Here is a 23,019-nt window from a genome sequence, read left to right as displayed (position 1 = left end):
GCGCGTCGGGCGCCCCCGCCAGCGGCCGCGGCTGCCGCGCCGCGACCCGGGTGCCGGAGCCGCGCGCCGTCTCGATATAGCCCTCCGCGCGCAGGCGGTCGTAGGCCTGCACCACGGTCGACCGGGCGATCCGCAGCGCCAGCGCCAGGGCGCGGGTCGACGGCAGTTTTTCGCCGGCGCCGAGCCGGCCCGCCAGCACGCGTTCACGAATGGCCCGGCACAGCTGCCCTTCGAGATCGCCCTGGGGCCGGTCCAGCACCAGCCAGGTGACGGCGGCGGATGTCATGGCGGAATGCGCGGAACGGGTCTGCCGGAATTTTAGTGGCATCGGCGCCCGCCGCCCCGTCCCCGCGCCGCACTGGTAGGGCGGACATCGGCAAAGCGGACGGTTGCGGCGGCGCGGGTCGGCGCTACAAATATGGCCCGTCCCCTCGCCGCTTGCCATGTCCTACGACCCTATCCTCATCACCGGCGGCGCCCTGGCCGGCGGCCTGGTTTCCGGCCTGACCGGCTTCGGCACCGGCCTGACGGCCCTGCCGGTCTGGCTGCTGGCGCTGCCGCCCGCGCTGGCCTCGCCGCTGGTCATCCTCTGTTCGGTGGTCTCGCAGTTGCAAACGCTGCCCGCGATCTGGCACGCCATCGACCTGCGCCGGACCGCGCCCTTCGTCGTCGGCGGCCTGCTGGGCGTGCCGGCCGGCGTCGCCGCCCTGCCCTATGTGTCGCCGCGGCTGTTCCAGGGCGGACTGGGCCTGCTGCTGATGACGCTGTGCACCGTGCTGCTGCTGAACGGCCACTACCGCCTGCCGCGCGCCAGCCGCCTGGCCGATGGCCTGGTGGGCCTGGGCGGCGGCCTGCTGGGCGGCGTCGCCGGGCTGTCCGGCCCGCTGCCCACGCTGTGGGCCGGACTGCAGGGCTGGAGCAAGGACGAGCGGCGCGCGGTGTTCCAGTCCTTCAACCTGTCGATCCTGGCGGTGGCGCTGGCGTCGCAGGCGGTGTCGGGCTATCTCACCGCCGAGGTCATGTCGCTGGCCTGGCGCGCGCTGCCCGGCACGCTCATCGGCGCCTGGCTCGGCCGGCGCCTGTACCACCGCGTCAACGCCGAGGTCTTCAACCGCATCGTGCTGCTGGTGTTGCTGATTGCCGGCATCAACATGCTGATCCGGGTGTTCTGAGGCGAAAACCCGCTTTTCGCGGACAACTCCGTCTACAATTCAGGAATAATTCAGGTTCGCCGGAGACCGAGGACCGGCGCGCCACCATTGCCTGGGATGACGGAGACAACATGCAAGACCCCATCAGGATCTTTGTCGGTTGCGACCCCAACGATTGCGATCTCGAGCAGATGATGGTGCTGGACTACAGCGCCCGCAAGCACGCCTCGCGCCCGGTCGAGATCACCTGGATGCGCCTGTCGCGCGACCCCGCCAGCCCCTGGTATTGCGATCCGGCGCGCGGCCGCGGCTGGCGCACCGAGAAATGGTCGACGCCGTTCTCGGCCTTCCGCTGGGCCGTGCCGGCCGCCGCCGGCTTCCAGGGCCGCGCCCTGTACATGGACGCCGACATGCTGGTGCTGTGCGACCTGGCCGAGATCTGGGACCTGCCGCTGGACGGCGGGGCCATCGTCGCCGGCCGCCGCGACGGCGACGGCTGGCGCTCCTGCGTGGCGCTGTGGGACTGCGCCGGCGCCCGCGCCCATCTGCCCACGCTCGAGGCCCTGCGCGCCAAGCGCCACGCCAATCGCGAGATGAAGCATTACTTCGCCGAGCGGCCGCAGCTGGTCCAGCACCTGGATGCCCGCTACAACAGCATCGATGGCGAAAACCTGGCGCGCGACGAGATCGGCATTCTGCACTATTCCGACATGGGCACGCAGTTCTCGCACCGCTACGCGATGCCGCGCCTGCGCGCCGAGGGCCGCCAGCACTGGTTCGACGGCGAGGTGGTGACGCACGCGCGCGCCGACCTGGCCGAGCTGTTCGAGCGCTACTACCAGGAAGCGCTGGCCGCCGGCCATTCCCCCTGCGACTACCGCAACGACGCGCCATTCGGCGACGTGGTCAAGGCATCGCAGAAGGACTACACCGGCAACCGCGCGCGGCCGGCGCGGCGCTCGTGGGTGCAGCGGCTGTGGGCGGGGGCCCTGGGCGGCTGAACCGGGACGGGTTTGGGCCCTGGGTTTGGGCTCTGGGTTTGGGCTCTAATAGGGCCATGTCCACCGCTCCCCTCGTTTCGTATTTCTGGCGCGGCGACGCGCTGCGCAGCCGCAGCGTCGGCGCCGCCGTGCGCACCGCCACGCTGGCCCTGCCCGCGCCGCCGGCGCGCCTGGTCGCCGACTGGGCGCGGGAGATCGACACCCGGCTCGAACTCGAACCCGGCGACGTCGAGCAGATGCCGCTGGCGCGCACCATGACGCGCTGGCCCGAATACAGCGCCTGCGTGCGGGCCATGCGCGACTGGAGCGCCGCGCTCGGACTGGGCGACGTGCTGGCCGACAGCGACATCGCGCTGATGGCCTGCCGCGGCGCTCGCTACCATCACGACGGCGACCAGTATGGCGGCGCGGCCTTCTGCAATCTGTTCCTGAGCGAGGACAAGGGCCTGGACCTGGTTTTCGCCCAGAGCGGCCAGCGCATCGCGCTGACCCGCGGCACCGCGGTGCTGTTCGACACCTGCCAGCCGCATGGCGTGGTGCCGCGCGGCGCCAGCGCGTTCCGCGAAAGCGACTTCGCGCCGGGCCCGGACCTGTCGCAACTGTTCCTGACCTGGGAACTGCCCATCGAGGATCCGCGCGTGGCCGCCGCCCTGGGCGTCGCCTTCGACACCGATCCGGCCGGCGCCGCGCGGCTCGACGACGAGCAGGTGCGGCGTGAGGACACGCGCCTGGCCGTGCGGCCCGGCTGCGGCGGCTGGGAAGCGGCCGGCTGACGGCCGGGGCGGTCTTTGCCCTTCCTAACCCGCGCGAGTACCCGCTCCGCCATCACGCGCATGCGTCTCCAGCTGTTGCCGCAAGGCCCGCGCGCCGTGGTCGCCGAACATCTCGTCGAGGGCCTCGATGCAATGCGGCGCGATGGCCGCGGCGCGATCCAGCATCGATGCCTCGCCGCGCCGCTGGGCCGCGCGCCAGTCGTCGTCGCTGACCAGCGCGTCGGCCAGCTCCGCCGCGTCCAACATCGCCAGGTTCACGCCCACCCCCAATGGCGGCATCACGTGCGCCGCGTCGCCGATCACGGTCAGCCCCGCGCGATGCGGCCAGCGCGTGCCCGCGGGCAGCGACACGATGGGCCGCACCGCCGCGATCCGGTCCGCCCCGGCGATCAGCGCCAGCAATGACGGCGACCAGCCCGCGAAGCGCGCCAGCAGCGCGTCCTTGCCGATGTCCGCCATGCCGGGGGCCGCGCGGCCATCGCCCGGGTCGCCGGTGCGCAACGCCGCGTAGACGCGCAAGGTCGCGTTGCCGTTGCGCTGCGCCACGATGCCGTCGCCGCCATGCAGCGCGAACAGCGTGCCGTGCCCGACCCGCCCGGCCGCCTCGGGATGGCGGCGGTCCACATCGTGCAGCCACAGCTCCACGAACGTGACGCCGCGATACACCGGCCGCGCCGGCGTGAGCGCCGCGCGCACCCGCGACCAGGCGCCGTCCGCGCCGATCACCAGATCGTAGGGGCCCTGCTCGCCGCCGGCGCAGCGCAAGCCAAAGCGCCCGTCGGGGCGCTCGATGACCGCGTCCAACCGCTGCCCCCAGCGCACCGTGCCGGCGGCCAGCGGTTGCAGCAGCAGCTGGCGCAGCGCCAGGCGATCGATCTCGGGCCGATCGCCGGCGCCCGGCGCCGGAATCTCCTCGCGCAGCACCGCCCCGGTGGCGTGATCCACCAGCCGCGTTTCCTGGTCTTCGTGCCGGGCGATCGCCATGAATGCGTCCAGCAGCCCGGCCCGCGCCAACGCCCGCTGGCCTTCATCGGGATGCAGGTCGAGCGAGCCGCCCTGGTCGCGCGCGTCGACCGCGGCATCGGCCTCGAACACATCGGCGCGCCAGCCATGGCGCTGCAGGATATTGGCGGTGGTCAGGCCGGCCGGGCCGGCGCCGATGATGGCGATGGTGGGGACTTGCGGCATGACGGCCTTTCCCTTAAGTTAATAGGTGCCTATATATATTACATAGGTGCCTATTAACTTAAAAGAGGACGTATGGCGACTTCCCCCGACTGGCAGCCCCGGCGAATGCCGACCCTGCTCATCAACCGCTACGCCCGCCTGATGGCGCGCCGGGTCGACGACGGACTGCGGGACATCGGCATCAGCGCCTCGCAGTTGCCGGTCCTGGTCGCGCTCAAGGACGGCGGCCGGCTGACGCAGAAGGAACTGGCCGAGGCCTGCGACGTGGAACAGCCCAGCATGGCCCAGTTGCTCACCCGCATGGAGCGCGACGGCCTGGTGCGGCGCGAGCCGTCACCCACCGATGGCCGCAGCAGCCTGATATCCCTGACGGCCGCGGCCCATCGCAAGCTGGAACCGGGCCGCGCCGTCCTGCGCCGGATCGACGAGCAGGCCTGCGCGATCCTCACGCCGGCCGAGCGCGAAGCGCTGGCCGGCATGCTGCTGCGGCTGCTGGAAGACGCCTACCAGTAGACGTCCTGGTTGTAGTACTTGTGCAGGTCGCGCGCCCAGGTCTCGTCGGCCATGCTCGGCCAGTTGTCCTTGTCGAACCCGGGCGCGTTCTTGAGCGTCTCCTTGTCGACGTTGAGCACGAAGCACTTGCGGTCGGTATCCAGCGTCAGCGCGTTCCAGGGAATGGCGAACAGCTTTTCCCCCATCCCCAGCACGCCGCCGCGCGCCAGCACCGCATAGGCCACCCGGCCGCGCGGCACGTCGATCATGATGGCCTTGACGTCCCCCAGGCTCTCGCCCGCGGCGTTGTAGACGTCATTGCCTTCCAGGGTATTGGCGGCCATGACTTCCGGCCCGGGCCCGAGCGCCCTGGCTTTCGGACCGCCGACGATATTCGATTGGTGTTCCATGATGTCGCTCCTGCGCGGTTGCCCGCGGCATGTTTTGCAATGAAGGAATGGTTCAACGCGTTGATCAGCGGCGGCGGGACTCCGCCATCAGGCAGATGCCGGCCAGCGCGCCCACCAGCACGGCGCTGGCGATGGTCTTCCAGGCGTGCTCGTGCACATAGTCATCGGTGGCTGCCGATACCTCCCTGGCCCGCCGCCATGCGTGCCGGCCTCTGACGCGGGCCTCGGCGCGCGCCGCGTCGAGCTGGTGCTTGAGGCGATCACGCGCCGCCTCGATCTCTGCGCCGCCGTAGCTGGCGGTGCTGCGCAGCAGGTTTTCGGTTCCCGATACCAAATCACGCAGCGTGTCGCTGCCGTTCTGTGTAGCCATGACCTCTCCTTGAAAAGAATGCCTGCCAGGCGCCGGCCGGGACCGGGCCGGAACGCCGGACGAAGGTCACTTAGCAAGCGGCGTGCCGCCCCCTCAACCGGCCCACCACTGCTTGAGCGTCGCGCGCAGCGCCGCGGCGCCGGCGCCGCCGGTTTCCTTGCGCAGCGCCGCCATGTAGGCGCGCGCCTGCTTGAGCGACACGTGCGGCGGCAACGGCGGCATTTCCGGGTCGGTCACCACTTCCAGCACCGCCGGCCGCCCCGCCGCCAACGCCTGGTCCCAGGCGGGCCCGACCTGCTCCGGCGCCGTCACCCGGATGCCCTCCAGGCCCAGCAGGCGGCCATAGTCGGCATAGGAGAATTCGGGCAACCACTGCGAGTCGCCAAAGCGCGGGTCACCACCCATGACCCGCTGCTCCCATGTCACCAGATTGAGATCGCCGTTGTTGAGCACCAACACCACCAGCGTCGGATCGGCCCATTCCTGCCAACGGTGCGCAATCGTGATGAGCTCGTTGATGCCCAGCATCTGCATGGCGCCGTCCCCCACCAGCGCGATCACCGGACGGCCGGGATGGGCCAGCTTGGCCGCCACCGCGTACGGCACGCCGCAACCCATGCTCGCCAGGCCGCCCGACACCGAACCCATCATGCCTTCGCGCAACTGGACGTCGCGCGCATACCAGTTGGCCGCCGAACCGGAGTCGCAGGTCACGATGCAATCCGGCGGCAGTCGATCCGACAATTCCAGAAAGGGCAGTTGCGGATTGACGGGGTTGGCCGCGACCCGGGCGCGCGCCTGGACGGTTTCACGCCAGCGTCGCACCCGCTTTTCGATGTGCCCGCGCCACTCGCCGGCCCCCTTGGGCTGGAGCATGGGCAGCAATGCCTCGAGCGTCAGCCGCGCGTCGCCCACCAGGCCGACCTCCGCCGGATAGCGCAGGCTCAGCTGGCGCCCGTCCAGGTCGATCTGCACGCAGCGCGCCTGTCCCTCGCGCGGCAGGAATTCGGCGTACGGGAACGACGTGCCCACCATCAGCAGCGTGTCGCATTCGTTCATCATCTCCCAACTGGGCTGGGTGCCGAGCAGGCCGATGGCGCCGGTGACATAGGGCAAGGCATCCGGCAGCACCGCCTTGCCCAGCAGCGCCTTGGCCACGCCCGCGCCCAGGCGTTCGGCCACCGCCCGGACTTCGTTGCCTGCCGCCAGCGCCCCGGCGCCCACCAGCATCGCCACCCGCTCGCCGCGGTTGAGGATGTCGGCGGCGTTCGCCAGCGCGGTCTGCGGCGGCACCGTGGCGTGCGACGTGACGCCGATCCCGGTATGCACGGTGCCGTGCTCGCGCGGAGGTTCGGGGACGGCCTCGAGATCCTGCACATCGTTCGGAAAGATCAGGCAGGTGACGCTGCGCCGCTCCATGGCGATGCGCATGGCGCGGTCGATCATGTGCCGCGCCTGCAATGGCGATGTGACCATATGCACGAAATCGTGCGCCACATCCTTGAACAGGTTGGCCAGGTCCACCTCCTGCTGGTAGTCGCCGCCCAGCGCGCTGCGGGCCTGCTGGCCCACGATCGCCACGACCGGCTGATGGTCCATCTTGGCGTCATACAGGCCATTGAGCAGGTGGATCGCGCCGGGTCCGGAGGTGGCCAGGCAGACCCCGACCTGTCCGGTGAACTTGGCGTGGGCGCACGCCATGAAAGCCGCGCCCTCCTCGTGGCGGGCCTGCACGAATTCCAGCGCCGCGTTGCGGCCGAAGGCGCCGATCAGTCCATTGATGCCGTCCCCCGGATAGCCATAGATGCGTTGCACGCCCCACTGGCCGAGACGGTCCAGCACGAAGTCGGATACAGTTTGCACGGGTTTCTCCTTGCGGTTGCGGTGACGCCATCTCCCGCCTGCGCAATTACCGTTCCCTGCCCCCCTGCCCCCGGCGCGAGGGCAGCGGGCACGCATCCCATGGCATCCCTTACAAGGAGCGGCAATAACCGCCCCCGGGCCGGGCAACTACAACCCGGCCGTCCATGACGCCCCGCGTAACGTGCTGGCGCGGATGCGCGACACGTTGCAGGCCAGCCGGAAACAATCAGCCCGCGCGCATGGCCGCCGCCAGCGGCGCCAGCGCCGGCCCGACCAGCGCCTGCAGCCGGGCCTTGGAGACGCCGTCTCGCGCCTGCACCGACAGGCCGTGCAGCAGCGCGGCGTAGAAGTCGCCCAAGGCCTGCACGTCGGTGCCGGGCTCGAGCGCGCCGTCGCGTTGCGCGGCGTCGAGACGATCGATGATGGATTGCGTGCGCGCCTTGCGGTGCGAGGACAGCCAGCGCATCACGGCTTCGTTGTCGGCGGCGTAGTTGGTGGCGGCGCTGACCACCATGCAGCCCTGCGGCCGGCCGCGGCGGGTGTAGGTCGACACGGCTTCGAGCAGCATCTTCTCGACGGCTTCGCGCACATCCGGCGACTGCAGGGCGTGTTCGGCGAAGGCGCCGTCGCCCGACTCATAGCGTTCCACCGCCTCGCGGAACAGGCCTTCCTTGGAGCCGAAGGCCGCATACAGGCGCGCCGAGGCCAGCCCGGTGGCGGCCACCAGATCGGCCATCGACGTGCCCTCGTAACCGTGCTGCCAGAAGGCCAGCATCGCCTGCTGCAATGCGAGGTCGCGGTCGAATTCCCTGGGTCTGCCCGCCATGTGCCATGCCTGATGAGTTGCGTGTTTTCGTAGTGTAGCGCCGCGCCGGTCACGCCGGCGCGCCTGCGCTTGCGTCGCGCGCCGGTTTCGGTCTATTCTTTGTCGTTCGACAAACAATTGACGCAAGCCGGTATCCGGCAAACGAAAGGCAGACCACAGCATGAAAACCCTCAAAGGCCCCAGCCTCCACCTGGCGCAATTCAGCGACACCGCCGCGCCGTTCAACAGCCTGCCCGCCATCGCCGAATGGGCGGCGGGCCTGGGCTTCAAGGCCCTGCAGGTGCCGGCCTGGGACGCGCGCCTGTTCGACGTGGCGCTGGCCGCGTCGAACCAGGACTATTGCGACGAGATCACCGGCATGCTGGCCGGCCATGGCCTGGTCATCAGCGAGCTGACCACCCACATCTTCGGCCAGCTGCTGGCGGTGCATCCGGCCTATGAAGCGATGTTCGACACCTTCGCGCCGGCCGCGGTGCGCGGCAATGCGCCGGCCCGCACCCAGTGGGCGCACGAACAGCTGCTGCTGGCCGCGCAGGCCTCGCGCCGCCTGGGCCTGAGCGACATGGGCACGTTCTCGGGATCGTTCGCCTGGCCCTATCTGTTCCCGTTCCCGCAACGGCCGGCCGGCCTGATCGAGACCGCGTTCGACGAACTGGCGCGGCGCTGGCGTCCGGTGCTGGACGCCTGCGACGAGCAGGGCGTGAACCTGTGCTACGAGATCCACCCGAGCGAGGACCTGCACGACGGCGTCACGTTCGAGATGTTCCACGAGCGCGTCGGCCATCACGCCCGCTGCGCCATCCTGTTCGACCCCAGCCACTTCGTGCTGCAGCAGCTGAACTACCTGGACTATCTCGACATCTACAAGGACCACATCCGCATGTTCCATGTGAAGGATGCCGAGTTCAATCCGAGCGGACGCCAGGGCATCTACGGCGGCTACCAGTCGTGGGTCGACCGCGCCGGCCGCTTCCGCTCGCTGGGCGACGGCCAGGTCGACTTCAAGGCCATCTTCTCCAAGCTGGCGCACCACGACTACCCGGGCTGGGCCACGCTGGAATGGGAATGCTGCCTGAAGGACCAGGAAGCCGGCGCGCGCGAAGGCGCCGCCTTCATCAAGCAGCACATCATTCCCGTGACCGGCAAGATCTTCGACGACTTCGCCGGCGCCGCCATCGACCAGCGCCAGATCAACGCGCTGCTGGGCATCGCCTGAACGCGCACACACGTCCCCCGACTCACCCGACAAAACACCCTGAATCCATGACACATCCCCACGACGCCTACCTGCCGCCCGGCGCGGATTTCTCGCACCGCTATGTGATGGTGAACGGCGCGCGCCTGCATTGCGCCATCGCCGGCACGGGCACGCCGGTGCTGCTCATCCCCGGCTGGCCGCAGACCTGGCTCACCTGGCGCCACGTGATGCACGCGCTCGCCAGCCAGGGCTATCAGGCCATCGCGGTCGATCCGCCCGGCACCGGCGATTCGGATCGACCGCTGGGCGGCTACGACACCGGCGCGATCGCCGCCACCCTGCATCAGCTGATGGCACAGCTCGGCCACGCCCGCTACCAGGTGGTCGGCCATGACATCGGCATGTGGGTCGCCTATGCGCTGGCCAGCGATTTCCCCGGCGTGGTCACCCGCCTGGCGCTGACCGAAGCGGTGATCCCCGGCCTGGCGCCCGAGCCCACCCTCTTCGCGCCGGCCGAGGACAACATCTTCCTGTGGCATTTCATGTTCAACCGCCTGCCCGACCTGCCCGAGGCGCTGATCGCGGGCCGTGAACAGGCCTACCTGACGTACATGTTCGACAAGTGGTCGCACCGCCGCGACCGCGTCGCCGCCCAGGCCTACATCGACGCCTACGCCGCGCCGGGCGGATTGCGCGCCGGCTTCGCCTACTACCGCGCCATTCCCGAGACCGTGCGCCAGAACGGCGAGCGCGCCCGCGCGCCGTTGCCCATGCCGGTGCTGGCCATCGGCGCCGAGCACGCCACCCGCGACGCGCCGCTGCTCACCATGCAGCGCAACGCGCTCGACGTGCGCGGCGCCATCATTGCCGACTGCGGCCATTTCGTAACGGAGGAGTGTCCCGAGGAGTTCCTCGCGCACCTGCTGCCGTTCCTGTCGCGGGAGGGCTGAGGCATGGCCCTGGATCCACACATCGACGCCTATCTGCGGCGCCTGTCATCGGCCGCCGCGCCGCTGGACCTGCAGGCGCAGCGCGCCGCTACCGAAGCTGGCCTGCGCGCCTTGCAGGGGCCGCTGGAACCGGTGGCCGCCATCGAGACCCACACCGTGCCCGGCCATGGCGGCCATCCGCTGCGGGTGCGCGCCTACACGCCGCACGGCGCCGCGCCCGGCGCGGTGTTGCCGGCGCTGGTGTACGCGCATGGCGGCGGCTGGTTCCAGTGCTCGCTGGAACTGTATGACAACCCCTGCCGCGCGCTGGCCAACGCCACCGGCTGCAAGGTGCTGTCGGTCGACTACCGCCTGGCGCCGGAGAGCAAGTTTCCGATTCCGCTGGAGGATGTCTACGCGGCGCTGACCTGGGTCGCGGCCCATGCCGGGATGCTGGGGATCGACCCCGCCCGCATCGCCATCGGCGGCGACAGCGCCGGCGGCAACCTGGCGGCGGCCGCGGCCATCATGGCGCGCGACCGCGGCGGTCCGCCGATCGCGCACCAGCTGCTGTGCTATCCGGTGGTGGACCACGCGTTCTCCACCGCCTCGTACCAGGCGTATGGGCAGAACTTCTTCCTGACGGAAGCCGTGATGCGCTACTGCTGGTTCACTTACCTGGTCAATGAACGCGATGGCGCCTCGCCGTATGCCTCGCCGCTGCGCGCCGAGCTGGCCGGCCTGCCGCCAGCGACGCTGCTGATCTGCGAATACGATCCGCTGCGCGACGAGGGGCTGGCCTACGCCGAACGGCTGCGGCAGGCGGGCGTGGCGGCGCGCGACGAGGTGCTGCCGGGCATGGTGCATGCGTGCATCCACATGCTGGGCCTCACGCCCGACGCCCGCCGCCTGTTCGACCTGGCGGGCGCGGCGCTGCGCGAGGCGTTCGGGCTGCCGGCGGATTGAACGCCACCGGGCGCGGATGCGCGTTGTCAGCCGCGCACCGCCGCCTCGATGCCGGCGACGTCGATCTTGCCCATCTGCATCATGGCCTCGAAGGCGCGCCGGGCGGCGGCGCGGTCCGGCAACACCAGCGCCTCGGTCAGCACCCGCGGCGTGATCTGCCAGGACAGGCCCCAGCGGTCCTGGCACCAGCCGCACACGTTTTCCTGGCCGCCGTTGCCGACGATCGCGTTCCACAGGCGATCGGTCTCCGCCTGGTCGTCGGTGGCGACCTGGAACGAGAAGGCCTGGTTGTGCAGGATGCCGGGGCCGCCGTTCAGGCCGAGACAGGGAATGCCGGCCACCGTGAACTCCACGGTCAGAACATCGCCCTCGCGCCCCGACGGATAGTCGGCGGGCGCATGCATCACGCGGCCCACGGCGCTGTCGGGAAAGGTCTGCGCGTAGAACCGCGCCGCGTCCAGCGCGTCGCGGTCGTACCAGAGGCAAATCGTATTCTTGCTGATCATCATCGGTCTCCTGCGATGAGAAGCGAAACGCGAAACGAAACACGCAACGCGCGAACCCGACACGCGCCCGCGAGGTCCGCGCCCCGCGCACTGAAGAATGCTGCCCGGTCGAGCATAACGCCGGCTCCGGCGCGCAGACGTTACGAAGCGTTGGCGAATCTCCCCGCGCCCAGCCGCGGCGATCCGCCCCCCGGGGTGACAGACCGTCGCCGCTCTGCGCATAATCCCGGGCATCCCGTCCTCCCCCAGGAGTCCACCGGCATGTCTTCCCCCTCGCTGGCATCGACGCGTCTCGCCGTCCTTCGCATGCGCTACGCACTTTGCTGCGCCGCGGCACTGCTGTGGCTGGCCTGCGCGGCCCCCGCCCAGGCCTTCGACCGCCAGGCCCAGACGCAGCGCTACCAGCAATGGCTGGCCGATTTCGAGCGCGACCTGCGCCAGCTGGCCGCCGTGCCCAACCCCACCGACGCCGACGTCGAGCGCATCTTCGCCGACACCGTGGTGCCGTCATCGCGCGCGGTGACCTTCGTGCGCCAATTGGCCGCGCAGCCGGCCGGCACGGTGTCGGGGGAGATTGCCTACCAGGGCCGGGCGCGCCTGCTGCTCGGCCTGTTGCGGCAATCGGTGGTGGCGGGCGACGGCGGCCCCTACACCGACACGCCGCCGGGCAAGGCGCCGCTGCAGTTGCGCGCCTGGTATCTGCATATCGACGGCGGCGGCCAATTGGAGCGCCATTTCAACGATCCCGACGCCTACAAGCCCTATCGCCTGCCGCCCGACGGCAAGCTCGAGCGCGACGCCTACCCCTTCCTGGTGTTCGACGACGGCCCGCGCCTGCGGCTGGGCGCCATGGCGCGGGAATACTGGAACGTGGTGCGCTTCCTGGATGGGCTGCAACATGGCTGACGCGACGATGCCCCGCCGCTGGCCGCGCCGTCTCGGCGCCGCGCTGCTGGCCGCGGCCCCCACGCTGGGCTGGGCCGCCTGCGCCCCCATCGACACCCCTTTCGGCGCCGAGCCGGCGGCCGTGGCGTTGCGCCCCCAGCCGCTGGCGCTGGCGCTGGACGGTCCGCGCGTCTTGCTGGGCCTGCATGGCGAACGCGTGCAGGCCGACACCCGGCTGATCAGCGTGGCCGAGGACGGCGACCTCACGCCGCGCCTCTGGACCGACGCGGTGGACTGGCGCGTCTACGCCAGCCGCGCCGGCGAGCCCGGCGCGACCGTGTTGCAGCGGGATGCCGACGGCCGGCTGTGCCGCATCGACCGCTACCGGCAGGTGCGCGGACGCCAGGTCGAGGATGGCGGCTACCGGCTCGCCTACGATGCCCAGGGCCGGCTGGCGGCCTACGCCGAATTCACGTCGGCGCGCAGTAAGCGCGCGCTGCAGCAGGCTTGCGTCAGCCGTGACGGCCAAGGCCGCGTCACGGCCGTGTTCCTGGACGATTGCGGCGGCACGCCGTCGCGGCCGGTGTACTACGTGCGCGATGATGCCGGCGCCCTGCTGCGCATCATCGACCTGCGCGCCGGCCCGCTCGGCGCGCTGGTGCATCGCCTGAATGCCGATGGCACGACGCGCGTGGTCTACCGGTCGCGTCCCGATCCCGATAGGGACGGCGCGATGATCGCCTATGCCCTGCCGTCCAACCCGCAGGACCGGATTCTGCCGGTGGCGCCCGGCGCGTCGCCGATCGTCATCACCGAGATCCCCGACGAGCCCTGGCGCGTGGTGCGTGTGCCGGCCGACACGGTCGAGGGCGACGGCCTGCCGTCGTGGGATCCCAAGGTGCAGACCGTGCTGCTCAAGGGGCTCAGCAATGCCCAGGGCCGGGTAGTGCTGGACGCGCGGCAGATCGCGCCGTTCCACCGCGCCTTGCGCGAGACGCCGGGGCGGGTGTTCCTGTATGTGCACGACATGACCCGCTTCCTGCCCGTCACGGCGCTGGATGCCAAGGCCTGGGGCCGCTGCGTCGATCCGGCCCGGCGCGACACCGGCGCCTGCGACTGAGCGCGCGGGCCGTCTCGTTCAGGGACTGGCCTGCGTCTCGACCGTCAGGTGCGACAGACCGGCGATATGCGCCAGCTTGGCCTTGTAGAACGCGCTGTCGCGCGGATGGCGCGTGACCAGCGACACGATCGCGGCATAGTGGCCCGGACCGACCTGCCACACATGCAGGTCGGCGATCTCGCCGTCGCCGGCATCCAGGGCCTGTTCGATGTCGCGCCGTATTTTTCCGCTCTGCGGCGCGGCGTCGAGCAGCACGGTGCCGGAATCGCGGATCAGGCCCCACGACCAGCGCGCGATGACCAGCGCGCCGACCACGCCCATCGCCGGATCCGCCCATAGCCAGCCGTAGCTGCGGCCCGCCAGCAGGGCCGCGATGGCGAGCACCGAGGTCAGGGCATCGGCCAGCACGTGGACGTAGGCCGAACGCAGGTTGTTGTCGTGGCTGCGTTGCGGGTGCGCGTGAGCCGCGGCCGGCGCGTGGGCGCGGGACGGGCTGGCGTGAGAGTGCGCGTGGCCGTGATCATGGTCATGGCCGTGGCCGTGGCCGTGGCCGTGGTCATGATCGTGGTCATGCCCATGGCCGCCATGCCCATGCGCGTGGCCATGGTCGTCCTTCAGCAGCCAGGCCGACACCAGGTTGACCACCAGCCCCGCCGCGGCGATGGCGATGGCCTCGTCGAAGCGGATGGGCACCGGATCGACCAGCCGCGCCAGGCTGTCCCAGCCGATGATCAGGGCGATCAGGGCCAGCACGATGGCGCTGGCGAACCCCGCCAGCTCGCCCAGCTTGCCGGTGCCGAAGGTGAAGCGCGGATTGCGGGCCTGGCGGCGCGCGTAGCCGTAGGCCAGCGCGGTGATCAGCATGGCGCCGGCATGGGTCGACATGTGCCAGCCATCGGCCACCAGGGCCATCGACCCGTAGAGATTGCCGGCGATGATCTCGACGACCATCATGCCCGCCGTCAGGGCAATGACCCACCATACCCGGCGCTCGTTGCGCCGGTGGTCCTGGCCGAGGAAGACATGGTCATGGGTCAAGGGGGTATTCATGGGATTGCTCCTGCTCGCGGGGCCATGAACCGGCGGCCCCCTGCCGGCGGGCCGCTATTTCATGTAGGCCCGGATCACGTCCATCATTTCCCGCGCCGCCTCGACCCGCTCGGCCTCGGACGGCGCGTGCACGACGTGCTCGTCCAGGTGGCCCTGCATGACTTCCGCCGTCAGGCCGCTGAGCGCGCCGCGGGCCGAGGCCAGCTGGCGCAACACTTCGCCGCAGGCCGATTCGGCTTCGAGCGCGCGCTCCAGGCCGTCGAGCTGGCCACGGATGCGGCGCACGCGGGCGATGAGTTTTTCCTTCTGGCGGATGGTGTGGGCCATGGTCGGTGCGCGGAAAATATAATGTAGGGGACTATATTATATGACCCCGACCCGGGGGCCTGATGTCCCTGGCGTCGTCCGGGAAAATCGGACGCCAGAGCGGTTAACCGCCGCGTCGCAGGGCCGACGGGTTGACGCCGAACTGCTTGCGGAACGCCGCCGAGAAGTGGCTGGGGTTGCTGTAACCGAGGTCGGCGGCCACGTGCGCCACCGACAGCCGCCCGCGCAGCAGTTCGGTGCGCGCCTGCTGCATGCGTTCGTGCTGGAAGCAGTCGTAGATGCTGCGGCCATAGTGGCGGCGGAACGCGCGCGCCAGCGTCGGCACGCTGACGCCCGCCTCGCGCGCCAGCGCCTCGAGGCTGGGCGCGCGGCTCAGGTCGGCCAGCAGATGCTCGTGCACCCGCGCCATGCGGCGTTGCATGGCCACCGGCAGGCCGGCCAGGGGCCGGCCGCAGGACTCGAGGAACAGGCCCACCAGCAACAGCGACTGGGCCTGCAGCCACAACCCATGGCGGCTGGCCGCGCCCTCGCCGGCCAGGCCCTGCGCCAGCTGATGCGCGGTGCCGCGCAGCTCGGCGCCGCCATGGCCGTGCAGGAAGCAGGCCGCCGACGCCAGGCCGCTGGCCAGGTCGCCTTCGAGGTCGTGGCTCCAGCGCTGGAGCACGTCGGGCCTGACCATCACGGTGACATTGTCCAGGCAGCCTTCCTGGCAGTAGTGGCCGCGCCGGCCCGGGCCGTAGCTGATGGTGCCGGTGCCCTCGCGCACCGCGAATTCGCGGCCGCCTTCCCAGCCGTCGAAATGGCAGGCCGCGCGCCCGTCCATGCGGCTGTTGAAGCTGAAATGGACGTAGTCGCTGTCGTCCTGGAGGGGAAGGTCGATGGCTTCGCGCAGGGCGCTGCGCCAGTAGACCAGCTCGGCGCCGTCCTGCAGCGGCATGCGGGTGATGCGGCAGACGCTGCCCGGGCCCAGGCGCAGCACCGAAGTGTCCATCACGACACGGGAAAGCGGGATCAGGCTGGAACTCATGGGACGCGCACCAGGCAGAGTTGATCCGATTCGGGCGGGGATGATCGGATTCGGGTAGCAATACAAATGTAAATCATTATCATCCATTCGTATCAAGCCCGCAATCGCGGTCCGGCCAACCGCGCTTGCCCCAACACCCTACTTCCAGAAGGCCCCCATGCGACTCCCTTCCCTGCCAGCGCTTTCCCTGTCCACGCTGGCAATGTCCATCGCCCTGCCCGCCCAGGCGCAATCCGCCGCGGATGCCGCCACCCTGCCCGCCGTCACCGTGCATGCGCGCGGCACGGATGAAGACGCCAAGGACCTGCCCTACACAGTCGAGGTCATGGACGGCATCACGCTGGAACAGCGCCGCCTGCTCAATGTCGAGCAGGTGCTGCGCGCCACGCCCGGCGTCAACGTCAATTCCTCGGGCGGCGCCAACGTGTCCACCATCTACATCCGCGGCGTCGGCGCGCTCTATCCCATGAGCATGGACGACAGCTCGGTGGCGCTGAACGTCGACGGCAGCCCGCTGTCGACGCGCAACATTTCCATCGGCACGCTCGACGTCGACCAGATCGAGGTGCTCAAGGGCCCGCAGGGCACGCTGTTCGGCGGCATGGGCGAGGCCGGCGCGGTCAACCTGACCACGCGCCGCCCGACCCGCGAATGGGAAGGCTATGCCCGCGCCGAATACGGACAGGACCGCCAGTTCCTGACCGAGGCCGCGGTCGGCGGCCCGCTCACCGACAAGCTGGCCGGCCGCTTCGCCATCCGCGCCGGCGGCTCGGACCACTGGATCGAGAATGCCCGCACCGACCAGCCGCTGTCCAAGCCGCGCGATCTGGCGTTCCGCGGCAGCCTGCTATGGGACCTGACCACCCGCACCAGCGCGCTGGTGTCGGCCGAACGCCACCAGATCCGCCACCTGGGCGAACAGCTGGTGCTGATGCCCTACGGCCGGCCGCCCACGGTGGACATGGATCCGTCGCTGCTGGACGACGCCAAGAAGACCGTCGAGCGCTACACGCTGCAGCTGGACCACCGCTTCGACCGTGCCCGCCTCACGGCCATCTCGGCCTACACCGACAGCTACAACATCGGCCCGGTGGTCTACGACCGCCGGCTGCAGAACGCCATGGGCCGCGGCAACAGCGAGTTCTGGAACGTCGACGAAGCGCGCGAGCGCGTGTTCACGCAGGACCTGCGGCTGGCCTCGCTGGCGGAGAGCGACCTGTTCTGGGTCACGGGCCTGTCGTACTCGCATGCCAAGCGCTCGTACGACACGCCGCGCAATACCTACGGCGACGCCAGCGCCAAGTACCGCGACTTCGATACCGGCCGCTACGGCGTCTACGGCGAGATGACCGTGCCGCTGGCGAGCCAATGGAAGCTGACCACCGGCCTGCGCCAGTCGTGGGTGCGCAAGACCTACGACGGCAAGTACCACGGCGGCGGCATGGTCACCACCGACCACCGCGAGCTCGACGACAGCTTCACCACCGGCCGCATCGCGCTGGCCTATGCGCTGACGCCCACCACCACGCTGTACGGCAGCTATGGCCGCGGCTACAACCCCGGCGGCTTCAACGACTATGCCGCGCAGCCGCTGGACAGCGAGCCGTACAAGGCCGCCAAGACCAACTCCTACGAGATCGGCTTCAAGTACCTGAGCGCCGACGGGCGCTATGGCCTGAACGGCGCCGTGTACCTGAACCAGGTGCGCAACAACCACCTGCTGTCGTATGACTCGGCCACCTTCGCCGTCAACGCGCTCAACGCCGACACCCGCAGCAAGGGCGCCGAACTGCAAGGCACGGTGCAGCTGGACAACGGCCTGGGATTGACCGCCGGCCTGAGCTACATCGACGCCAAGATCACCACCGCCGTCAACGGCATCGGCGACGGCGACGTCAAGGCCGGCAACCGCGTGCCCGACGTCTCGCGCTGGGGCGGCACGCTGGGCGTGACCTATCGCCACGCCATGCCGGCAATGCTGGCGATGTCGGCGCCGGTCTTCAACGCCCGCGTCGACTACCAGTACGTCGGCAAGCGCGCCGCCGATCCGCAGAACCACTTCGACCTGGGCAGCTACCAGTTGCTGAACGCGCGCCTGGGCGTGGCCAACGGCCGCGCCGAGTACTACGTGTGGGGCAGCAACCTGCTGAACCGGCAGTACGACCTGTACGGCTACTTCGCGCCGCCGTCGGTGGCCTACGGCGCGCCGGCCCGCGGCCGTACGCTCGGGGTCGGCGTTTCCTACACCTATTGATCCGGAGCCCTCCGATGCAGTCCCGCCGTACCTGGACCCTGCTGGCCAGCCTCTACAGCACCCAGTTCCTGGGGCTGATGTTCTTCGTCGTCGCCATGGTGGCCATCCTGCGTGAGGCGGGCGCCAGCCTGGACACCATCGGCCTGATCTACCTGCTGGGCATGACCTGGCCGCTCAAGGCGCTGTGGGCGCCGTGGATCGACCGCCACGCCACCGGGCTGCGCGGCCACTACCGCGGCTGGCTGCTGCTGACCCAGGCCGGCATGGTGCTGTGCCTGGCGGTCATCGGCATGCTGGACCTGCGCGCGGACTTCGCCGCGATCTACCTGCTGTGCCTGGCGACGGCGCTGCTGTCGTGCACCCAGGACATCGCGCTCGACGGCCTGGCCTGCCGCCTGCTCGGCGCCGCCGAGCGCGGCCTGGGCAACGGCCTGCAGATCGCGGCGGGCCTGATCGGCAACCTGGTCGGCGGCGGCGTGATGCTGATGCTGTACCCGACGCTGGGCTGGCAGGGCTGCTGCCTGGTGCTGGCGGCGCTCACGTCGGTGTCGTGGCTGCAGCTGCTGGGCTACCGCGAGCCCGACTGGCCGCGCGCCGCCGGACCGGTCAGCCACCGCCGGCTGTTCACTTTCTGGCGCGGCGCGGCGCGCAAGCGCTGGCTGCTGTTGCTGGTGCTATACCCGGCCGCCAGCTCGCTGGCGTACGCCGTCATCATGCCGGCGCTGATCGACAGCGGCTGGACGCTGGACGGCATCGGCCTGGTGGTCAACGTGGTGGGTTCGGTGGCCGGGCTGGCCACCGCGCTGGCGTACGGCCGGCTGCTGCGGCGCATGGCGCGCCCGCGCGCGATGCGGGTGGCGGCGGTGCTACAGCTGCTGGGCATCGCCGGCCTGGCCTGGCCGGCGCTGGGCTGGGGGCCGCCGGCCGCCGCCGGCGCGCTGGTGGTGCTGTACTTCCTGCTGTACACCCCGGCCGCCACCGTGCTGGCCACCTTGATGATGGATCATGCCTCGCCGGAGAGTCCGGCCACCGACTACACGGTGCAGGCCAGCCTGAGCCATTTCCTCTCGATGGGGCTGTCTTCGGTGGGCGCGATGCTGGCCGGCCGCATCGGCTACGGCGGCGTGATCGCCGCCTCCGTGGCGCTGGCCGCCCTCGCGCTGGTCGCCGCCGTGCGCTGGACGCCGCGGGAGGCCGCATGAACACCCCGTGGCAGATCATGCGGCCGGTGCGCGGCCGCATCCGTTTCGCGATGGCGCTGGCGGTGGCCGGCGTGCTGGCGAGCCTGGCTTCGCTGGCCTGCCTGGCGCTGGCGCTGGACGGCCTGCTGCACGCGCCCGGCCGCTATCCCTGGCCCGCGTTCGCCGGCGCGCTGGCGTGCACGCTGCTGGCCTGCTTCCTGCGCCTGCAGGCCTTCAACCAATCGCACTATGCGGCCTTCCGCCTGGAAGTGACGTTGCGCGCCGGCCTGGTGGCGCACCTGGCGCGGCTGTCGTTCGGCGATCTGCAGGCGCTGGGCGGCAGCGCCCTGGCCAAGGTGGCGCAGAACGACGTGCAGGCGCTGCACGCCTTCGTCGCCGACAGCACGCCGCTGTATGCGCGCGCCTATGCCATGCCGCTGTTCAGCGCCGCGCTGCTGTTCGCGCTGGACTGGCGCCTGGCGCTGGCCTGCGTCGGCGTACTGGCCTTCGGCGCGCTGGTGATGGCGCTGGCGATGCGCGGGCGCGAGGTCATGACGCGGCGCTATCACCAGGCGCGCGAGCAGGTCAACGCCGCCGTCATCGAATACGTGCAGGCGATGCCGGTGGTGCGCACCTTCGACACCGGCCAGACCACCTTCGGCCGCTATCACCGCGCCCTGGAACGCTACCTGGCCATGCTGACCGACTGGTACCGCGACGCCAGCTTCAGCGCGCGTTTCGCCATTGCGCTGCTCGGCCCGCTGCCGACGCTGGCGGTGCTGCTGTGGCTGGGCGGCTGGTGGACCGCGCACGGCCAGCTCGACTTCGCCTTCTGGCTGGCGGCACTGCTGTTCGGCATGGGCATGGCCGAGGCCATGTTCCCGATGATGTCGCTGGCGCACATGGTCGACCAGGCCAAGCTGAGCATCGCCCGCATCCAGCAACTGATGGCGATCGAGCCGCTGGCGCCGGCGCGTGCGCCCGACCGGCGTCCGGCCGATGGCGCCGTGCGCTTCGAGGACGTGGACTTCGGCTACGGCGGCAAGCCCGCCCTGCATGACCTGAGTTTCACCGCGCACCCGGGCCAGGTGACGGCGCTGGTGGGCCGCTCCGGCGCCGGCAAGAGCACGGTGGCGCGGCTGATCGCCCGCTTCTGGGACGTCGACGGCGGCCGCGTGTGCGTGGGCGGCGTCGACGTGCGCGACATGGACCGCGACACTCTGTTCCAGCACGTGGCGTTCGTGTTCCAGGACAACTTCCTGTTTTCCGGCAGCGTGGCCGACAACATCGCCATGGGCCGCCCCGATGCCAGCCGCGCCGAGATCGAGGCCGCCGCCCGCGCCGCGCAGGCGCACGATTTCATCCAGGCGCTGCCCGACGGCTACGACACCGCGTTGCGCGAAGGCGGCAAGGACCTGTCCGGCGGCCAGCGCCAGCGCCTGACCATCGCCCGCGCCATCCTGATGGACCGTCCGATCCTGGTGTTGGACGAACCCACCGCGGCCACCGATCCCGAGAACGAGCGCGCGGTCAACGCGGCGCTGGCCGAACTGATGCGCGGGCGCACCGTGATCGTGGTGGCGCACCGCCTGCCCAGCATCCGCCACGCCGACCAGATCCTGGTGCTGGAGCGCGGCCGGCTGGCCGAATCCGGCACGCATGACAGCCTGCTGGCGGCCGACGGCCTGTACGCCCAATTGTGGAACAACCATCAACGCGCCCGTCTCTGGACCCTGGGCGAACCGCAATCATGACCACACGCCCCGCTTCCTGGCGCGAGACCTATCTCCGCCTCATGCGCAGCGCCGGCGGCCAGGCGCGCCGCCTGCGCGCCAGCCTGCTGCAACTGGCGCTGGCCGCCGTATTCCAGGGCCTGGCCCTGGCCTGCGTCGCGCCGCTGTTTCTCCATGTCGCCCATGGCGACCCGTGGCCGGCCGCGGCCGCCTGGCTCGCGGCCTTGTCCGGACTGGCCCTGGCCGCGACCGCGCTGCGCTGGCGCGCGCAGGGCTTCGACTACGGCGGCCACATGGCCCGCGCCACGCACGAACTGCGCGTGCGGCTGGGCGAGCAGCTGCGCCGCATGCCGCTCGAAACGCTGCAGGCGCAACGCACCGGCGGCATCGCCGCCAAGCTGCTGGGCGGCGTCGACGAACAGATGAATTACGCGCTGACCGTGATCAACCTGATCCTGGGCGCCATCATCACCCCGGCGGTGGCGGCGCTGGCGTTGCTGGCGCTGGACTGGCGCATCGGCGTGGCCCTGCTGCTGGTGTTTCCGCTGATCATTCCGCTGTACCGCTGGCGCCGTCCGGCGCTGGACCGCGGCGCCCGCGACACCGGCCGGGCCAACGAGGCGCTGAACGCCGAGCTGCTGGAATACATGCAGGGCCTGCCGGTTTGCCTGGCGACCGGCCGCGCGGGCGCCGCCAACGAACGGCTGCGCCAGGGCTTCGAACAGCTGGAACGCCTGCAGCGCCAGGCGCATCGCCGCGGCGCCAAGCCGACGCTGATGGTGGTGACCCTGGTCGAAGCGGGCCTGCTGGCGATCCTGGCTTGCGGCGCACTTTGGGTAACGCAGGGCAGCCTGGATCCGGCGCTGCTGGCCGCGGTGCTGGTGCTGGTGGTGCGCTTTGCCGAGCCGCTGGCGATGTTCGTGTCGTTCACCGCCATCTTCGCCCTGATCGAGGCGGCGCTGGCGCGCGTCGAGGAGGTGCTGGCGGTGGCGCCGCTGCCGCAGTGGCCGGCGCAGGGCGCGCCCTCGCCCCAGGACGGCATCCGCATCGAACAATTGGATTTCCAGTACGCGGCCGGCAGCGCGCCGGCCCTGCGCGGCATCGACCTGGACCTGCCCGCGCGCGGCCTGACGGCGCTGGTGGGGCCGTCAGGATCGGGCAAGACCACGCTCACCCGCCTCCTGATGCGCCATGCCGACCCGCAGCGCGGCGCGGTGCGGATCGGCGGCGTCGATATCCGCAGCCTGTCGCCCGCCGACCTCAACCGGCTGGTGTCGACCGTGTTCCAGGACGTGCACCTGTTCGACGACACGGTGCTCGCCAACATCGGCATGGCCCGGCCCGAGGCCAGCGAGGCCGAGATCCGCGCCGCCGCCCGCGCGGCGCATTGCCTGGATCTCATCGAGCGCCTGCCGCAAGGCTGGCAGACGCGGCTCGGTGAAGCCGGCGGCACGCTGTCCGGCGGCGAGCGCCAGCGGCTGTCGATCGCCCGCGCGATCCTGAAGAACGCGCCGATCCTGATCCTGGACGAACCCACCGCCGCGCTCGACACCGAAAGCGAACTGGCGGTGCAGGCGGCGATCGACGCGCTGGTGCCCGACCGCAGCGTCATCGTCATTGCCCATCGGCTGTCCACCATCGTGGCCGCGGACCGCATCCTGGTGTTCGAGGAGGGCCGCATCACGCAGCGCGGCACGCACGCCGAACTGCTGGCGCAGCCGGGACGCTATCGGCGGATGTGGCAGGCGCAGCAGGCGTAGCGGGCGCCC

23 protein-coding genes are annotated in these 23,019 nt (G+C 70.6%); 13 read left to right on the top strand and 10 right to left on the bottom strand.

All coding sequences use genetic code 11. The annotated features are described in order from the left end of the window. Positions 1–286 (bottom strand): GntR family transcriptional regulator (locus AOZ53_RS31680; RefSeq protein WP_156333594.1); only part of this gene is annotated, 286 nt, incomplete at its 3' end. Positions 287–443: 157 nt separating this feature from the next. Here AOZ53_RS31680 and AOZ53_RS31675 point away from each other — a divergent pair. The 3 genes from AOZ53_RS31675 to AOZ53_RS31665 all read left to right on the top strand — a co-directional run bounded on the left by AOZ53_RS31675 (position 444) and on the right by AOZ53_RS31665 (position 2,925). Next, positions 444–1,172 (top strand): sulfite exporter TauE/SafE family protein, encoded by a 729-nt coding sequence (locus AOZ53_RS31675; protein ID WP_054490886.1) that lies wholly within the window; start codon positions 444–446, stop codon positions 1,170–1,172. Positions 1,173–1,282: 110 nt separating this feature from the next. Then, positions 1,283–2,152, top strand: a complete 870-nt coding sequence (locus tag AOZ53_RS31670) for a glycosyltransferase family protein (protein WP_054490884.1) — start codon at positions 1,283–1,285, stop codon at positions 2,150–2,152. A 56-nt stretch (positions 2,153–2,208) separates the two neighbouring features. Beyond that, positions 2,209–2,925, top strand: coding sequence for a hypothetical protein (locus AOZ53_RS31665; protein WP_054490882.1), 717 nt, complete (start codon positions 2,209–2,211; stop codon positions 2,923–2,925). A 24-nt stretch (positions 2,926–2,949) separates the two neighbouring features. On the opposite strand, the gene AOZ53_RS31660 is transcribed toward AOZ53_RS31665, so the two are convergent. After that, positions 2,950–4,113 carry an FAD-dependent oxidoreductase gene (locus tag AOZ53_RS31660; protein WP_054490880.1) on the bottom strand — a complete coding sequence of 388 codons (1,164 nt, stop codon included), beginning with the start codon at positions 4,111–4,113 and terminating at the stop codon, positions 2,950–2,952. Positions 4,114–4,218: 105 nt separating this feature from the next. Here AOZ53_RS31660 and AOZ53_RS31655 point away from each other — a divergent pair, with 105 nt between their 5' ends. Further along, the gene (locus AOZ53_RS31655; protein ID WP_054490878.1) at positions 4,219–4,626 is read left to right on the top strand and encodes a MarR family winged helix-turn-helix transcriptional regulator; all 408 of its coding nucleotides are present in this window, start codon (positions 4,219–4,221) and stop codon (positions 4,624–4,626) included. On the opposite strand, the gene AOZ53_RS31650 is transcribed toward AOZ53_RS31655, so the two are convergent. The 4 genes from AOZ53_RS31650 to AOZ53_RS31635 form a co-directional block, all read right to left on the bottom strand. Further along, positions 4,617–5,015 carry a PRC-barrel domain-containing protein gene (locus AOZ53_RS31650; RefSeq protein WP_054490877.1) on the bottom strand — a complete coding sequence of 133 codons (399 nt, stop codon included), beginning with the start codon at positions 5,013–5,015 and terminating at the stop codon, positions 4,617–4,619. The genes AOZ53_RS31655 and AOZ53_RS31650 overlap by 10 nt on opposite strands. Before the next feature lie 64 nt (positions 5,016–5,079). Then, positions 5,080–5,385, bottom strand: a complete 306-nt coding sequence (locus tag AOZ53_RS31645; protein ID WP_054476427.1) for an ElaB/YgaM/YqjD family protein — start codon at positions 5,383–5,385, stop codon at positions 5,080–5,082. A 93-nt stretch (positions 5,386–5,478) separates the two neighbouring features. Next, positions 5,479–7,248, bottom strand: coding sequence for a thiamine pyrophosphate-requiring protein (locus AOZ53_RS31640; RefSeq protein ID WP_054428776.1), 1,770 nt, complete (start codon positions 7,246–7,248; stop codon positions 5,479–5,481). A 226-nt stretch (positions 7,249–7,474) separates the two neighbouring features. Next, positions 7,475–8,074 (bottom strand): TetR/AcrR family transcriptional regulator, encoded by a 600-nt coding sequence (locus AOZ53_RS31635; RefSeq protein WP_054476424.1) that lies wholly within the window; start codon positions 8,072–8,074, stop codon positions 7,475–7,477. Positions 8,075–8,234: 160 nt separating this feature from the next. On the opposite strand from AOZ53_RS31635, the gene AOZ53_RS31630 reads away from it, so the two are divergent. Genes AOZ53_RS31630 through AOZ53_RS31620 form a run of 3 tightly spaced genes read left to right on the top strand, consistent with a single transcriptional unit; the run spans position 8,235 to position 11,167 of the window. Further along, a complete protein-coding gene (locus AOZ53_RS31630; protein WP_054490875.1) occupies positions 8,235–9,290 on the top strand; it encodes a sugar phosphate isomerase/epimerase family protein in 1,056 nt (351 codons plus the stop codon). Positions 9,291–9,337: 47 nt separating this feature from the next. Next, positions 9,338–10,222 carry an alpha/beta fold hydrolase gene (locus AOZ53_RS31625; protein WP_054428779.1) on the top strand — a complete coding sequence of 295 codons (885 nt, stop codon included), beginning with the start codon at positions 9,338–9,340 and terminating at the stop codon, positions 10,220–10,222. Positions 10,223–10,225: 3 nt separating this feature from the next. Then, complete coding sequence (locus AOZ53_RS31620) at positions 10,226–11,167, top strand: alpha/beta hydrolase (RefSeq protein ID WP_054476419.1); 942 nt, start codon at positions 10,226–10,228, stop codon at positions 11,165–11,167. A 26-nt stretch (positions 11,168–11,193) separates the two neighbouring features. On the opposite strand, the gene AOZ53_RS31615 is transcribed toward AOZ53_RS31620, so the two are convergent. Then, positions 11,194–11,673, bottom strand: a complete 480-nt coding sequence (locus tag AOZ53_RS31615) for a VOC family protein (RefSeq protein ID WP_054429246.1) — start codon at positions 11,671–11,673, stop codon at positions 11,194–11,196. A 261-nt stretch (positions 11,674–11,934) separates the two neighbouring features. Here AOZ53_RS31615 and AOZ53_RS31610 point away from each other — a divergent pair, with 261 nt between their 5' ends. Both AOZ53_RS31610 and AOZ53_RS31605 read left to right on the top strand, forming a co-directional pair. Further along, a complete protein-coding gene (locus AOZ53_RS31610; protein ID WP_054428781.1) occupies positions 11,935–12,579 on the top strand; it encodes a hypothetical protein in 645 nt (214 codons plus the stop codon). Continuing rightward, a complete protein-coding gene (locus AOZ53_RS31605; protein ID WP_231690719.1) occupies positions 12,572–13,678 on the top strand; it encodes a hypothetical protein in 1,107 nt (368 codons plus the stop codon). The genes AOZ53_RS31610 and AOZ53_RS31605 overlap by 8 nt, the downstream gene beginning before the upstream one ends. 18 nt (positions 13,679–13,696) lie before the next feature. Here the strand turns inward: AOZ53_RS31605 and dmeF are convergent, their stop codons facing one another. The 3 genes from dmeF to AOZ53_RS31590 form a co-directional block, all read right to left on the bottom strand. Further along, positions 13,697–14,728 carry a CDF family Co(II)/Ni(II) efflux transporter DmeF gene (dmeF, locus tag AOZ53_RS31600; RefSeq protein WP_054490873.1) on the bottom strand — a complete coding sequence of 344 codons (1,032 nt, stop codon included), beginning with the start codon at positions 14,726–14,728 and terminating at the stop codon, positions 13,697–13,699. A 54-nt stretch (positions 14,729–14,782) separates the two neighbouring features. Continuing rightward, the gene (locus AOZ53_RS31595) at positions 14,783–15,055 is read right to left on the bottom strand and encodes a metal/formaldehyde-sensitive transcriptional repressor (protein ID WP_054428783.1); all 273 of its coding nucleotides are present in this window, start codon (positions 15,053–15,055) and stop codon (positions 14,783–14,785) included. Between the two features lie 103 nt (positions 15,056–15,158). Further along, a complete protein-coding gene (locus tag AOZ53_RS31590; protein WP_156333593.1) occupies positions 15,159–16,082 on the bottom strand; it encodes a helix-turn-helix transcriptional regulator in 924 nt (307 codons plus the stop codon). 157 nt (positions 16,083–16,239) lie between these two features. On the opposite strand from AOZ53_RS31590, the gene AOZ53_RS31585 reads away from it, so the two are divergent. From AOZ53_RS31585 to AOZ53_RS31570, 4 genes are read left to right on the top strand one after another with little or no spacing between them, the layout of a single operon-like run. After that, entirely contained in the window at positions 16,240–18,336 is a 2,097-nt protein-coding gene (locus AOZ53_RS31585; protein WP_231690718.1) for a TonB-dependent receptor, read from the top strand. Between the two features lie 14 nt (positions 18,337–18,350). Continuing rightward, positions 18,351–19,538, top strand: coding sequence for an MFS transporter (locus AOZ53_RS31580; RefSeq protein WP_054490869.1), 1,188 nt, complete (start codon positions 18,351–18,353; stop codon positions 19,536–19,538). After that, positions 19,535–21,271, top strand: coding sequence for an ABC transporter ATP-binding protein (locus AOZ53_RS31575; protein WP_231690356.1), 1,737 nt, complete (start codon positions 19,535–19,537; stop codon positions 21,269–21,271). The genes AOZ53_RS31580 and AOZ53_RS31575 overlap by 4 nt, the downstream gene beginning before the upstream one ends. Further along, entirely contained in the window at positions 21,268–23,010 is a 1,743-nt protein-coding gene (locus AOZ53_RS31570) for an ABC transporter ATP-binding protein (protein WP_054490867.1), read from the top strand. Before AOZ53_RS31575 ends, AOZ53_RS31570 begins: the two co-directional genes overlap by 4 nt. Positions 23,011–23,019: the final 9 nt, after the last annotated feature.

The organism is Achromobacter sp. 2789STDY5608621, assembly GCF_001299375.1.
Lineage (GTDB): Bacteria > Pseudomonadota > Gammaproteobacteria > Burkholderiales > Burkholderiaceae_B > Achromobacter > Achromobacter insuavis.
This window is presented reverse-complemented; position numbering and strand designations above follow the sequence as displayed.

What these genes read in the sequence shown, in the direction of transcription:
- dmeF (WP_054490873.1), bottom strand. Translation starts at nt 14,728, where the DNA reads ATGAATACCCCCTTGACCCATGACCATGTCTTCCTCGGCCAGGACCAC.
- AOZ53_RS31670 (WP_054490884.1), top strand. Translation starts at nt 1,283, where the DNA reads ATGCAAGACCCCATCAGGATCTTTGTCGGTTGCGACCCCAACGATTGC.
- AOZ53_RS31650 (WP_054490877.1), bottom strand. Translation starts at nt 5,015, where the DNA reads ATGGAACACCAATCGAATATCGTCGGCGGTCCGAAAGCCAGGGCGCTC.
- AOZ53_RS31585 (WP_231690718.1), top strand. Translation starts at nt 16,240, where the DNA reads ATGCGACTCCCTTCCCTGCCAGCGCTTTCCCTGTCCACGCTGGCAATG.
- AOZ53_RS31645 (WP_054476427.1), bottom strand. Translation starts at nt 5,385, where the DNA reads ATGGCTACACAGAACGGCAGCGACACGCTGCGTGATTTGGTATCGGGA.
- AOZ53_RS31595 (WP_054428783.1), bottom strand. Translation starts at nt 15,055, where the DNA reads ATGGCCCACACCATCCGCCAGAAGGAAAAACTCATCGCCCGCGTGCGC.
- AOZ53_RS31570 (WP_054490867.1), top strand. Translation starts at nt 21,268, where the DNA reads ATGACCACACGCCCCGCTTCCTGGCGCGAGACCTATCTCCGCCTCATG.
- AOZ53_RS31635 (WP_054476424.1), bottom strand. Translation starts at nt 8,074, where the DNA reads ATGGCGGGCAGACCCAGGGAATTCGACCGCGACCTCGCATTGCAGCAG.
- AOZ53_RS31575 (WP_231690356.1), top strand. Translation starts at nt 19,535, where the DNA reads ATGAACACCCCGTGGCAGATCATGCGGCCGGTGCGCGGCCGCATCCGT.
- AOZ53_RS31625 (WP_054428779.1), top strand. Translation starts at nt 9,338, where the DNA reads ATGACACATCCCCACGACGCCTACCTGCCGCCCGGCGCGGATTTCTCG.
- AOZ53_RS31610 (WP_054428781.1), top strand. Translation starts at nt 11,935, where the DNA reads ATGTCTTCCCCCTCGCTGGCATCGACGCGTCTCGCCGTCCTTCGCATG.
- AOZ53_RS31660 (WP_054490880.1), bottom strand. Translation starts at nt 4,113, where the DNA reads ATGCCGCAAGTCCCCACCATCGCCATCATCGGCGCCGGCCCGGCCGGC.
- AOZ53_RS31630 (WP_054490875.1), top strand. Translation starts at nt 8,235, where the DNA reads ATGAAAACCCTCAAAGGCCCCAGCCTCCACCTGGCGCAATTCAGCGAC.
- AOZ53_RS31655 (WP_054490878.1), top strand. Translation starts at nt 4,219, where the DNA reads ATGCCGACCCTGCTCATCAACCGCTACGCCCGCCTGATGGCGCGCCGG.
- AOZ53_RS31605 (WP_231690719.1), top strand. Translation starts at nt 12,572, where the DNA reads ATGGCTGACGCGACGATGCCCCGCCGCTGGCCGCGCCGTCTCGGCGCC.
- AOZ53_RS31580 (WP_054490869.1), top strand. Translation starts at nt 18,351, where the DNA reads ATGCAGTCCCGCCGTACCTGGACCCTGCTGGCCAGCCTCTACAGCACC.
- AOZ53_RS31665 (WP_054490882.1), top strand. Translation starts at nt 2,209, where the DNA reads ATGTCCACCGCTCCCCTCGTTTCGTATTTCTGGCGCGGCGACGCGCTG.
- AOZ53_RS31590 (WP_156333593.1), bottom strand. Translation starts at nt 16,082, where the DNA reads ATGAGTTCCAGCCTGATCCCGCTTTCCCGTGTCGTGATGGACACTTCG.
- AOZ53_RS31620 (WP_054476419.1), top strand. Translation starts at nt 10,226, where the DNA reads ATGGCCCTGGATCCACACATCGACGCCTATCTGCGGCGCCTGTCATCG.
- AOZ53_RS31675 (WP_054490886.1), top strand. Translation starts at nt 444, where the DNA reads ATGTCCTACGACCCTATCCTCATCACCGGCGGCGCCCTGGCCGGCGGC.
- AOZ53_RS31615 (WP_054429246.1), bottom strand. Translation starts at nt 11,673, where the DNA reads ATGATCAGCAAGAATACGATTTGCCTCTGGTACGACCGCGACGCGCTG.